Source organism: Enterococcus hermanniensis (assembly GCF_001885945.1).
GTDB classification, from domain to species: Bacteria; Bacillota; Bacilli; order Lactobacillales; family Enterococcaceae; genus Enterococcus_A; species Enterococcus_A hermanniensis.
Window position 1 is genome coordinate 1 of record NZ_JXKQ01000001.1, and the last position, 13,288, is coordinate 13,288.

A 13,288-nucleotide genomic window follows, 5' to 3' on the forward strand; every position below is an offset into this window, starting at 1 on the left:
TCCGCCTGGATTATTAGTTACTTCAACTCCATCGGCATTTAGATAGCCTAACCATTTTCCGTTGTTATCATAAATAGATAGATATTCCGTACCATTAAAATGCTTATAGTATCCAGTTACTTTATATGTCCGTTGGTATAAATTTTTTGTAGAATTACCATTTTTAAAATTAAAATCATACCAAATTGTCCAATTATTTTTAGTAATGCTCACATAATAATCAGCTGAATGCCAAATTCCACCTCGACTTGATGCTTTTTTGATTGAACTTTCTTCCACAAATCCTTTAAAATTACCACTATTATCGTAGAGAGCATAATACTTTTTACCATCTAAATGATAGTACCATTCTTTTACATTAAATGTCTGATCCATTATTTTTTCGGTAGTGCCTGTTGCATCAGACTCTAAATCTAGCCATAATTTTTGATCATCTTTAACCACTGAATAGAAATCGTTTACAATATTTGCCTTACCTGAGGCATTTTTTGAAGTTTCTACTGCTAAAGATTCTACAATACCAATTCTTTGACTGTTTATATTACTTAATAAATAATAAGTCTTGCCATCAAAATGATTATAGTAGCCATCGATTTTAAAAGTGTGATCAATTATTTTTTCTGTCGTACCTTGTTTCTGAAATTTTTCATTCAGCAAATCAAAATTAGCTGAAACAATACTCGCATATACGTTAGATTCAGAATAAAATTTACCTTGACTACCTTCAGCTATTTCTGCACTTGTAGAACGAATATAACCAATTAGATGGTTCACCGAATTAGATAGTTCATAGTATTCTGTACCACCTTGATCAATAACAGATTGAGCGGCAAATGTTTTTTGATATTGTTGTTTTCCATCATCAATAATAGTTCCATCGGGTTCATCTAATAAGTCATAGTTTTTATCAGTAATTGAAATATAAAATTTTTCATCTGTAGGTGTTATCATTAAGATATTTTTTTCTTCGCTTGATTCAGTAGTTGTTGTGCTTGGTTGTTCACTGATACTTGTTGTAGAAGATTCTGAAGTTTTATTAACTACCGCAGTACTACTTGATAATGTTTCCGTGGATTCAAACATCTTTAAAGAACTACTTGTTTGGATTTCACTAGTGTTTAGTATAGAATTAGCTTCTGTTGATATTTCTGTTGCGACCGATTTAAAGCCTAACAAAGGAACACAAAGACTGATTACTAAAAAAGTTAGTCCTAACACTTTTGTTTTTTTCATAACTATCGTCAAATAACTTAGAAAAAATTATTTAACTTCCCTCCTTAATATTTAATAAACTTATAAATATTTTATCATATAAAGAGAGATATTTTATCTTTTTTGATCAGATACTGATAAAAAATAGACTTAATAAAAAAGCAGTAACCAAATGTTTAATTTGATTACTGCTTTTTACTTACTTGTAATTTCTAATTTACTTTTAGCCGAACTGAAAAATCTCCACCGGTTCTCGATAAATTTGGATTATAGTATGGATCATTTTCTATATACTTCGCCCATTTTTCTTCCATATATTTTGTTTCGGCTTCGAAACGAGCTTGTTTTTCTGGTGTATTTTCATAGCCACGTGATTGAGATTCAAAATGATACAATTCAACGCCATGCAACCAGACATTATTATGGCCTTTTTCGTATTCTTTCAAACATAAGTCAACATCATTAAATGCAACGGTTAACTCTTCATTAAACCCACCTATTTCACTGAAATCTTTTGCTCTTATCATCAGACAAGCAGCCGTTACTGCTAAATAATCAACGTTAATTTCTAATTTCCCAAAATAACCAAAATCGCCTCGGGGATAAGTATGGTGTCCATGTCCCGCAGCTCCACCCATACCTAATATGACACCAGCATGTTGAATCGTGTTATTTGGATAATACAATTTAGCTCCTACGCAACCAATCCGCTCAAATTGAGCAAAAGAGACCATTTTGGTCATCCATTCTGGAGTAATCACTTCAGTATCATTATTTAAAAACAGTAAATATTTTCCACTAGCTATTTTTGCAGCTAAATTGTTGATCCGCGAATAATTAAATGGAATATCAATAGATTCTACAACAAATTTTTTACCTAATTGTTTTTTATATTCTGCATATAATTGTTGCATCTCTGGCTGATCACTGCCATTATCCGCCATTATAATTTCGTAATTAGGATAAGTTGTCAATTGAATAATTGAGTCCACACATCGTTTCACATCATCATAACCATTGCGAGTCGGAATAATTACACTAACTAAATCTTCGGATAATACTTTATATTCTACCTCATATAATCCATTTCCAGCAGCATGAGTTACTGTCGCCTCAATTCCACGACGAACAATGGCATCTTGAACTGCTTTTAAGCCAGCATCAAAAGCATAACTTTTGGTTGATTGATCTGCAGCAGTCGAACTTGGCAAAATACGCCAATAGTATAAAATTTGTGGGATGTGGGCGATCCGTTGTGCTTCAGTTTGCTCAGTAAAACGTAAGACTAAGTCAAAATCTTGTGAGCCTTCATATCCGACCCGAAATCCTCCAATTGTATTCATAATTGAACGACGATAAATACCTAAATGGGAAATATAGTTTGTGCCTAATAATAAATCAGGTGACCAATCTGGTTTAAAGGCTGGATCAAACCGATTCCCTTCCATGTCAATTTTATCTTCATCCGAATAAATTAAATCTAGTTCTGGATTCTCATTTAATTTTTTAGCGACTTCATACAAGGCGATTGGTGCTAATTCATCATCATTATCTAATAAAGCAACGAAGTCTCCAGTTGCTATTTCTAAAGCGGAATTTGTTGCTTTTGAAATATGCCCATTTTCTGATCTAAATACAATTTTGATTCGGGGATCTTGTGCAGCATATTTTTCTAACATTGGTCGAACGGTCGTATCAGTAGAATGATCATCCGCCATACATAACTCCCAGTTTGAGTAAAATTGATTTTGAACAGATTCGATACACTTAGCCAACCACTTTTCCTCGACATTATAAACGGGCATTAAAATAGAAATGACTGGCTGATAGTCAAAAGTTGCTATTTCTGCTTTAATCGTATCAATGTTCCAATCTTCATTCTCAGAAATCCATTGTTGGTAGCTTGTATCTGACTGTTTATTCTTTTCCAATTTAACTCGACGAAGTGTATTTTTTATACCATTACGTTTTAAGTAGCTTAAACCTTTACGAGCTCTTCCATAAAAAGCATTGAATTGAGAAGCTTGTTTAGTTTTTTGGACAATATATTCATTTGGAATAAAACTTTTTTCATGCTTCGTATCCCCAAAAATAAAACCAATCTGAACTGCTTTTGTTGGATCGATGACTTCGATTAGTAATTGAAATCCCATCGATAAACTAGCACTCGTTTTATGAGCTGCAGCAACATCCGAGCGAGGATACATCTCAATTTTCTCACTCGCTACGTTACTCGCTTCTATTCCGATTTTAGGGACTAACTTAGAAGTTAAATCAAGGGCCCAACCTTTAACTTCTAACTTCTTTGTGGTTGATTGATAACTGCATTGATCAATGCAAATTTGTTCATTTTTTGCCATCGGATTAACCTCCTATGCTGAATTGATTTGGATTGATCAATGGATCATTCAATTCTCGTGAATATTTTTTAGTTAAGCTTTCATATGCTTCTTTTTTGATACTAAAATGATTTTCACCTGGATAACACACTTCAAAATATGGATCAAAAATCAATTTTTTATTTTTTTCTGCTAAACGAATCGAAAAATCAATTCCTTTGATTTGAGCAGGCATTGCTAAATCGAAGCCTCCGATTTCTAAGAAATCAGTACGTTTAATAATCAAACAATCTTCCGTTGCAGTATAAATTTCTCGTGGCAACGTCGGTCTGAAATAGGTTCCGATTGTTTTATTTGATAGTCCTTGTTGTTCATAAATAATACGTTCGTTTTCAGGATCGATAATAACTCCGCAATTAAAAATTGCTTCATCTTTACTGATTACTTTACCAGTTACAGCGCCTACTTCTGGTAAGCGAACAAAATTCATAGCTTCTTTTAACCAAGAATCTTTAGTAGGAATCATCTCTTCTGATAGAAAAATCAAATACTCACCGGTAGCTACATCGGCTAACTCATTTTCATTCTTATTAGAATACGTTTTTATTTTTTCATCTAATAAACTATCTGAATTCGTTAAAACTTCAAACTGTTTCCAATCAGTCTTTAAAACTTTTGCTAAATAGTCTTGATTAGGTTTTCCAGTCAAAATAATTGAAACTTTAGGATCCCTTGCATAGTTGAAATCAACTTTATAGGCGCCATAATTTTTAGTCATTGTCACAATTCCAGACAAATGTCGACGTTCCAAAGCCGCTTGTAACGCTTCTTTTCCAGCAACATATGCATACTCTTTACTTTGTGGATCCATCGCTACTGAAGTTTCAATCGTTCTCCAATGATAAAGGATATTGGCAACATGATGGATCTTTTTTGCCGCCTCAGTTGCTCGTAATACAAAATCATAATCTTGACTACCATTAAATTCTGTTCTTAATCCGCCTATATCATCAATAATTGAACGTTTAACCACCACAAAGTGAGTAATATAATTATGACCCAACAATAGTGTTTCATTCCAATTTGGTTTAAAAAAAGGATCAAAGCGTTTTTCACTCATTGATAATTTATCTTCATCAGTATAAATAAATTCTCGTTCTTGGTCTTCGTTTAAGGCATTAACCACTGCTAACAGTGCCGTATCTGCTAAAATATCATCATTATCTAAAAAACCAATATAGTCGCCTGTAGCAATTTCAATGGCTGAATTCGTTGCTTCTGAAATATGTCCATTTTTTTCCCGTAAAACAATCTTGATTCTTTCGTCTTCATCAGCCAACTCTTGTAATAAAGGTTTGATATGTGCCTTCGGAGAGGCATAATCTGCTAAACAAAGTTCCCAGTTAGGATATATTTGGTCAGTCAAAGAACTCACACAAGCGCGCAACCATTTTTCATCCACATTGTATACTGGAACAACTAAAGATATTTTTGGCTGAAAAGCAAGGCTCTGCATTGCTTCTACTAATTGAGTATTATTAGGTTCCTCAACTTTAGTGATCCAGTCTTCGTAGTTTGCGCTTTGCTGTTTTGAACGTTGATAATTTTTCAGCGCACCTGAAAAGCCATTGCGCTTGATTGAACCTAATAAATGACGGATTTTTTTTGCCGTTGGTGTATTCGATGCTTTAATTTGTTTTACTATGATCGGGTATATTTGACTTTCATCATCTAAAACAAATAATTTAATATCTTCTAAGATCTGCATATTTTTTACAGTCAAAATAAATCCATATTTTTCTTCTGAATCAATACCAAATACCTCGTTTACATCGGGACGATAGATGTGATTGACTTGCAAGGTATTCATAGACTCAGCTAGCAAGTAATCCAGTGGTAAATGATTCTTTTCAGAGAACCCCCAGCCTTTAATGATTGCTTCATTCTCAGCCTCATTATTTTCAATTGATTCGATTGTCAGCTTGATGCCCTCAATTTCATGATGGGCTTCCACATAAGGGATCGTCTTGATCTGATAATCATATTGATCTAAGTAACTCAATTTGGCAGTTAATAATCTGTTTTTTTCCTTTTCATTCGCAACATCATGCATCACTTTAACTTCAGAAGGGATAAAGTCTTCTTCATTCAATACATCGATATTAACTGTAAACTGTTTTCCTGCAACTAAAGAGCCATCAACAATAACATAAGGTTCTTCAGTAATTTCAGGAAATAGAAATAGGTCTTCTTGATACCATGAAGCGTTCGTTTCTTCAATAGCCGTTAACTTATGATCAACTACGATGGATAATTGGACGGTAGCTGGCACACTACCGACCACAATTCGTAATTTTTCTGCATTTACTGGCGCTTGATGAGTTGTTGCTTTATTTTCACCAGTATGGTTGTTAACGATATACGGCTCAACTTCAAATTTACCATCAATCAAATACGCTAATTGTATTTGTTTATTGTAATTAGAATTGATGGGCTCTACTCGTTCTGGATTTTCAACTGCCTCTTTACGCAATGCATAAAAATATTGATATACTTCTCCAAAGGGTCTATTTTTAAAATCATATTTGACCATTTGAGGCAATTCATCATAGCTTGCAGGTAATTCATTCTGTCCCACTTGAGAGTAAGTAAAGTCCTCTCGTCGAATGGACAAACCAATTCTTGCAAATAATTCTTCAAAACCAGTCTGAGTATAAAAACTATTGTGCGTACGATCTAAAAGACCATATTGCTTCCAATCCAATTTATTATTAAATAAATCAATCATGACAGAATTATGAGCTAAATTAGGAAAAGTCAGTAATATTTCCCCACCGGGCGCTAAAAATTTACTTGCTTCTTGTAACGCCTTTTCTGAATCTGTTAAATGCTCTAATACATCTGCGAAAACAATAAAATCAAACGTCTTTTCTGAAAAATGATTGTTCCAAGTATAATCTTCGATATTTCCTAAAAAGCCGTCCTGGGCAAAGCCCATGACGTGCTCAAATAAAACAGGATCAAATTCAACAATCGATACTTTACATTTTTTTTCATTAATCAGATACTTAGTCATTCGTCCATTGCCTGGACCAAATTCTAGAACAGAAGATCCCTCAGTGATTTGGCTGATAATTTTCCCTACACTTGTATGCTCTTCTAATGATAAATCAAAATCATACTTCATAGTTAAATCGTATCCTTCCACTTATGATCCAAAACAACGATGCCTTCGCCGACATATTTACCTGAAATAAACATTGTTAGGTATCTTGTTTTGTAAACCAACGGCACAGTCGCATTTTCTTCAAAAAGCGCGACATCAAAGTAATATTCTCCACCTAATAGTGCCATCTTTTCGTATTCTAAATAAAAAATATTTTCGCCTTTTTTCCAAGGAATCGATTCTTCATCTAATAAGGTGTTTAATCCGCAAACATAGTTATTGTCTACCGTCCGAATCGCTACCCCTAAGACAGGCTTCTTGATTGAATCATCTTTAACATTGTAAACGACTTTAATAACAACTTTACTGTCTTGCTCAACTAATTCTAATGGCTGTAAATTTCCATCTAATAATTCGGCCGATTTTACTTCTACGATATCGTAAGCTGAAAATTCCTCGGATGTTGAACTTTCACGATCAACAGTTTTCAATGATTTTTTCTTTAAGAAATTTTCATACGTTTCAGTAATTTCCATCGTCTCACCTTCAGCTTCTACTACACCATTTTTCAACCAATATACCCGGTCACAAAAACGACGCACTGCATTTACATCATGAGAAACAAAAAGAATTGTCTTGCCAGCGTTACGAAGTTCGGTAAATTTTTCCATACATTTTAATTGAAATTCTAAATCTCCTACGGCCAAAGCTTCATCAACAATAAGAATATCCGGATCAACGTTAATTGCTACTGCGAATGCAAGGCGTACGAACATCCCGCTCGAATAAGTTTTAACTGGTTGATACAAATGATCCCCAATGTCCGCAAAGTTGATGATGTCATCGACTTTTTCAGCCATCTCCTCACGAGAAAAGCCAAGGACCATTCCATTAAGAAAAATATTTTCATATCCGCTATATTCAGGATTAAACCCAGAACCAAGTTCTAATAAGGCGGCAATATTTCCTTCTATTTTTACTTCACCAGAAGAAGGGGTTAGAACACCTGTAATAATTTTCAAAATAGTTGATTTCCCTGATCCATTTTCACCTATAAATCCAATCATTTCGCCTTTATTTACTGCAACATTTACATCGTTCAAAGCGTAAAACACCTCATGATAGGTCTTTCTTGAAGGGCTTAAAGCTTCTTTTAAACGATCTGAAGGCTTTTTGTACATATCGTATTTTTTTGTTAAGTGGTTGATTTCAATTACTGTTTCAGTCATTTAAATTTATCTCCTTATAGAACATCAGAAAAATGTGGTTTCAAGCGTTTGAAAACAATGCTGCCAACTATTAGTAGAATGATCGTTACAACCCAGAAATAGATGGTTAATAAAGGTTTGTCCCAAAACCATTGCTCCCCGAAGAAGGCATCACGATATCCTTGAACAACATAGAACATTGGGTTGAATTTCAAAATAAATTGAATTGTTGGATGTGCAGCAAATTGGTTGATGCTCCATAAAACGGGGGTTCCCCACATCAATGCTTGCATGATTACCACAATAAACTGATTGATGTCAGGGAAAAATGGTTGAATAGATGATGTAATCCACGTTAGCCCAGTTAAAAACATAATCATACAAAATAGATAGTAAACCAATTGCAATAGATGTAATCCTGGAATGATATGATTGAAAAGCGCGACAATAAGCGCAATTGCAATAAAAAAGATGTGCATATACATGGCAGAAAATAATTTAACAGAAGGCAATATACGAATATTAAAAACAACCTTCTTAACTAAGTAACTGTATTCACGAAAGACATTTGTTGCCGAACCGAGCACTTCAGAAAAGTACATCCATGGCACTAAACCGGTTAATAAGAAAACAATAAATGGATACTTTCCATCCGTCATTGCTGCTTTAAATCCAACACCAAAAACAAACCAATAAGTTACTACCATAACTAATGGATTAGCAAAAGCCCAAAAGATTCCTAAAGCCGATCCCGCATAACGTGACTTAAAATCATTTACAGAAAATTGTTTTAATAACGTGCGATTTTGAAAAATTTCTTTGAAAAAACTCAGTAGGTCTTTAAACATTTTTTTTCCTCTCATCTAACTCTTGATTTATTACTTCTTTAGTTGATTAACGTTATTATTCTACAGAAAGATAAATATAAAAGCAAGGTCCTTCATAGACAGCAACAAGGTTTCCTCTTTTTAATAAGAAGGAAGAAATAGCATTTCTTCTAACTAAATATTTTTTCCTAACAAGCATCATCAAAAAGCAAGTAGATCCTTAAAGAATACTAACTAAATGGGGTTAATTTAACAATTTTATTGCAAATTTTACAGTTAAAATTAGTAAAAATAAAAAGGCTCAGATATTTTGATTTATCTAAGCTTTTTTTAAGATTTTATTTTATTGATGTCTTTGCGAGCGAGTCATTGAATTAATTTCCTCACCCGATTCAAAAAAATCAGTTGAATATTCATTTGTATCTACAATAATCGTTACTTTATTTTTCTGCCAAGCCAAACCTAATAAACAAAAGGTGATTGGAATCCAATAAGGCGCCATCAACGTGTCTTCCATTGTTGATTGAAGTAAAATGCCAAAGAAAGCAATCAGAAAACTCCATTGTGTTTTTTGCGTATCTGTTTTTAAGATCAATAACCAAACATTGTACAAGATAAATAAACTCATAAAAGTTAGTCCAATGAGACCGAACGCACCTATAGTTGCATTATAGCTGTTGTGGTTGCCTAAAATTTGCGTGCCTCTATGAAACGTAAACGGGGGCATTCCTACCCAAAACTGTTCTTTTACTTTAAACAGTGTTTGATAAAAATGTTTCCAGATATCTTCCCGACCAGTAAATAAATCAATTTCATTTGAGTTAGCTAAAATAAGCGATAATGGGAAAATCCCTATCAAAAAAATACTGTAACCAATTCCATAGGTCCATTTCATTTTTTCTTTTAAGAAATTAGGCCATAAATCGAAAAAGACAAAAAAGGCAACAGCTAGAAAAGCCGCTTGCGATTGCACGACCCAGGCACAAGCTAAGGCGATCAAATAGATTGGGTATTTTAAATATTTTGCCCAAGTCCATTCTAGAGATTGAAATAATGTACTCGCAATAAAACTAGAACACATGACACTACTCCCAATCGTATTGGTATTAATCCATATTTCCTGAAGTTTATTACTTTTATCCCAGATACTGATTCCTTCAGTGGTTGGTATCTCCGTAAAAATACGATAAGCTGTAATCAACAAAATCAATAACATTAAACCAGCAAATAAGACTCTGATTTCCTTGGTAAATTCAACTAATTTAAAATCTAGTACGATAAAAATAATCAAGGCTAATGTAATATTTTGTAAAAAACCAGCTTCTCTTAAAGTATCGAATTGATGGTAAAAAAAGATAGAAGCAATTGCTAAAGCAATCCAGATGATATCTCCAACTTTTAAACGATAAATGTTCAATAGTAATACTATTGTTGCTCCAATCGGCATATAGCGGTTCATGTTCGCATATAAATTAAACATCCCTTGAGTACCTATCCCTTTTGTCCATAGGAAAAAGCACATTAAGGTCATTACAATTAAAATAAGCGCACTGATTAAATTTAAAACTGCAGAGGTTTCTTTACTTACTCGTTCCATTGTTTTCCTCCGAACTTTTTAATAGATATATCCATAGTCTTCGGGAGCTTGCTGAGGAATTTCTTGATAGTCCTCAGTTCCTCCAACTGGATCAACTGTTGTTTGAGCTTTAGTTTCGTCGGAAGTAAAGCTTAATTTATAGATAGACCAACTATCCTTATCTGGGCCGTAAACACGTTCAAATTGAGCATAATTTAAAGCATTATAATCTTCTAAGGGACGTTTACTGATCACATAATCGATGCCTAGTTTTTTACAATCTGTAAAATTGATATTAACAGTAAAATTATCTGGCCGATCTAAATGAAATTTTGTTTTATCTGCTGTCACAAATGCCCGTACATGAGCATAGCGATTGTATACATCTTCATGTTTATGTTTTGGATCGATTTTTTCCCATAACTTCATATCTGGATAAAATCTAACAGAATTCACAGTCTTTACTCCTAAAGCAGGGGTAAAATTGTATAAATCTGCTTCTGAAAGCCATAAAGCATTGGGTTCCTCTTTTTTGATCTTTACGATTTCTTCTGCCAATGTTTTCTTCTCAATCGCGCCAATCCCCTTAACTACTGGATTAACGGTTATACCTGAAACTAAAACAACTAACAACATCAACCATAGGAACATTCGCTTCCGTTTAAAGAGCAAACAAAACATAATCAAACCAAATACAATTAAAGTCATAAATATTTCAAAATAATTAAAGTACTGTCCCATAATAGAGGATACTACTGAATAAGTTGCTATTCCCATAACAAGTACTAAAAAAATTAATTTGATCCAATAAGGCATGTGCCCATATTCCCAAAGAAAATTAATCATCCATAATGACAATAATACTGAGGCAAAACCTAAGGTTACTAATCCTCGGGTACTTGTAACATAAGTCAGTAAGAGTACTTTTGCAATTCCATGACTATATCCAAAGAATGTCCAACCAAAAATAAAACAGCAGAACAATCCTAAGATAGCACCCATATACTTTTCTTCTTTACCTTGCTTAGAAAAAATAATGAATGGCGAAAGCAAAATAGTTAGTGGAAAAAAGTTAAAATAAGAAGCTACTTCACTGTTATTGGTTCCGTGGAAATTGAAATTTTCAAACGGAATCTTCCAATTCGTTAAAAATAAGAAATAATCGGAGAGTGGACGTCCACCACCACTAGCCTCTCGATGGCCAGGATAAATCGTGTTCATAGTCGCCTCGACAGCATCTTTAGACGTATAATAAAAATACAAAAGGATAAAAGTAATAATCCCTAGTCCACCTATAATAATTGGTAAATCCCAAACATCTAATACAATCTTTTTCCTGTAGTGGATCAGAGTTCCAAACAACCAAAATAAAATAAGATACGCTAACGGCACTTGATGCGCAGGATATAAGACTAACACAAAACCAATACCGCTAATAACAATCAACAGCATCATCAAAAGACGTAGCAAAACTTTTTCATGCCTAGCAATAAAGTAATGACTTGCTACCATGATTGCTAAAGTGAAGAACATCAAGTCTCCTACATGCTGCATAAACCACCATTGAATTGAAGGTGAAAATGTAATCCAAAAAGAGCCCAGTAAAGATAGGTACTTATTTCTTTTAGTTAAAATCATGACCAATTCAAAACTTAGTAAAAGCATTCCAATAATTTTAAAGGCCCAATAAAAAGATAATCCTCTTGATTTTCCTAGAAATAAAAAGCCCCAATTAAAGGGTTTCCCAATCACTGTTAAGTCTTTTACTGGCGAATTATAAGCAATAATCATGTTTTGCCCTGCTTTACCATATTGCTTATTCACTACCGGATAATCATGCTCCGCCTGAGAAAAATAAAAAGGTGTTTGAACCATCCACTCATCTGATCGAACTCCTCGATTTTCGCCTAAAATAATATCGGATGTTTTATTATCAGACCGCTCAGAAACAATTTTATCCCATGATCCAATCGAACTGCCATTCAAATTTAAAGCCACAGTTAAGATAAGAAAGATGAGCCCGATTAAGTAACGAAAGCGGATCGCTTGATCAAGTAACCATAAAAATGGATTCTTTTTTTCATACGAAATTTTTCTGTAGCGGTTAGTTGACCTAGTTTCCATTGTTTCCTCCTGTGATTAAAAAATTAAAAGTCAATCTCCCATAGTTTATTTTTCCTGTTAAAAATTGTTTACAACTACGTAAAAATAATTGCTTACGATAAGCTGGTAATAAATTAGAAGCGTATTTAAGATAATAACTATACTCAGCTCGTAAAATAGCTTGATAACGACTAACTGTCATTTGTTCCGCATAATTTAACACAGATAATTCATGCTGCAGAACACTTTTTAAGCTATATAGTTGTTTCTGTTCTGAAAAAATCTTCCAACTTAGCCAATGGTCCAAATAGTCTAACGGGAATTCTTCATTATAGCCTGCGATTTGAAGTAAGAAGGCCATGCGAATAGCCGTACCTGAATTGATAACCATAATGTTTTTCGAAAAAATTTGGTCACCTTTGGGCAATTCTTTATGTAAAGGACGTAGAGTATCACTACGAACTGGAGAGATTTGTTGCTGCTGATCCATAACTACTGGCGCAAGCGCGACGACTGTCTCAGGTAATGTCTTTGCTTTTGAAAGCAGTTCTTTTAGGTAGGCATTTGTCAGCTGAGTATCTTGATCTAGCGTCACGAGCCATTCAGTCTTCGGATTTCGCTGCTTGATGGCATAGTTGTAGGCTTTGGCTAAGCCTACATTTTCTTCACTGTGCTGATAAACAAAGCGTGTTGCTAAGTCCCTAGGCTGGGTTGCTTGATTGCTATTGTCAAAAATCAATACTTGTTGGATTTCAGGAAAACAATCAGAAGTAAGCAGTGTATTCAAGCTATTGATTGTCGGTGATTCTGAATAAGTCATATTATACAGAACAACAATTAATTCGAACATCTTACTC

Annotated in this window: 8 protein-coding genes; all 8 read right to left on the reverse strand. The window is 33.8% G+C overall.

What is annotated here, in order from left to right:
* The coding region (locus RV04_RS00005; protein WP_143139467.1) for a hypothetical protein at positions 1-1,233 on the reverse strand (1,233 nt) is incomplete at its 3' end.
* Between the two features lie 191 nt (positions 1,234-1,424).
* Complete coding sequence (locus tag RV04_RS00010; RefSeq protein WP_071856427.1) at positions 1,425-3,572, reverse strand: glycosyltransferase family 2 protein; 2,148 nt, start codon at positions 3,570-3,572, stop codon at positions 1,425-1,427.
* 4 nt (positions 3,573-3,576) lie between these two features.
* Complete coding sequence (locus RV04_RS00015) at positions 3,577-6,738, reverse strand: glycosyltransferase (RefSeq protein ID WP_071856428.1); 3,162 nt, start codon at positions 6,736-6,738, stop codon at positions 3,577-3,579.
* Between the two features lie 2 nt (positions 6,739-6,740).
* Complete coding sequence (locus RV04_RS00020) at positions 6,741-7,946, reverse strand: ABC transporter ATP-binding protein (protein ID WP_071856429.1); 1,206 nt, start codon at positions 7,944-7,946, stop codon at positions 6,741-6,743.
* Between the two features lie 14 nt (positions 7,947-7,960).
* Positions 7,961-8,773, reverse strand: a complete 813-nt coding sequence (locus RV04_RS00025) for an ABC transporter permease (protein WP_071856430.1) — start codon at positions 8,771-8,773, stop codon at positions 7,961-7,963.
* 322 nt (positions 8,774-9,095) lie between these two features.
* The gene (locus RV04_RS00030; RefSeq protein ID WP_071856431.1) at positions 9,096-10,349 is read right to left on the reverse strand and encodes an EpaQ family protein; all 1,254 of its coding nucleotides are present in this window, start codon (positions 10,347-10,349) and stop codon (positions 9,096-9,098) included.
* A gap of 18 nt (positions 10,350-10,367) precedes the next feature.
* Entirely contained in the window at positions 10,368-12,452 is a 2,085-nt protein-coding gene (locus RV04_RS00035) for a DUF7657 domain-containing protein (protein WP_071856432.1), read from the reverse strand.
* The gene (locus RV04_RS00040) at positions 12,442-13,281 is read right to left on the reverse strand and encodes a glycosyltransferase (RefSeq protein WP_071856433.1); all 840 of its coding nucleotides are present in this window, start codon (positions 13,279-13,281) and stop codon (positions 12,442-12,444) included. The genes RV04_RS00035 and RV04_RS00040 overlap by 11 nt, the downstream gene beginning before the upstream one ends.
* Positions 13,282-13,288: the final 7 nt, after the last annotated feature.

Coding starts and splice junctions, on each gene's coding strand:
- RV04_RS00040 (WP_071856433.1), bottom strand. CDS start 13,281: ATGTTCGAATTAATTGTTGTTCTGTATAATATGACTTATTCAGAATCA.
- RV04_RS00010 (WP_071856427.1), bottom strand. CDS start 3,572: ATGGCAAAAAATGAACAAATTTGCATTGATCAATGCAGTTATCAATCA.
- RV04_RS00020 (WP_071856429.1), bottom strand. CDS start 7,946: ATGACTGAAACAGTAATTGAAATCAACCACTTAACAAAAAAATACGAT.
- RV04_RS00030 (WP_071856431.1), bottom strand. CDS start 10,349: ATGGAACGAGTAAGTAAAGAAACCTCTGCAGTTTTAAATTTAATCAGT.
- RV04_RS00035 (WP_071856432.1), bottom strand. CDS start 12,452: ATGGAAACTAGGTCAACTAACCGCTACAGAAAAATTTCGTATGAAAAA.
- RV04_RS00015 (WP_071856428.1), bottom strand. CDS start 6,738: ATGAAGTATGATTTTGATTTATCATTAGAAGAGCATACAAGTGTAGGG.
- RV04_RS00025 (WP_071856430.1), bottom strand. CDS start 8,773: ATGTTTAAAGACCTACTGAGTTTTTTCAAAGAAATTTTTCAAAATCGC.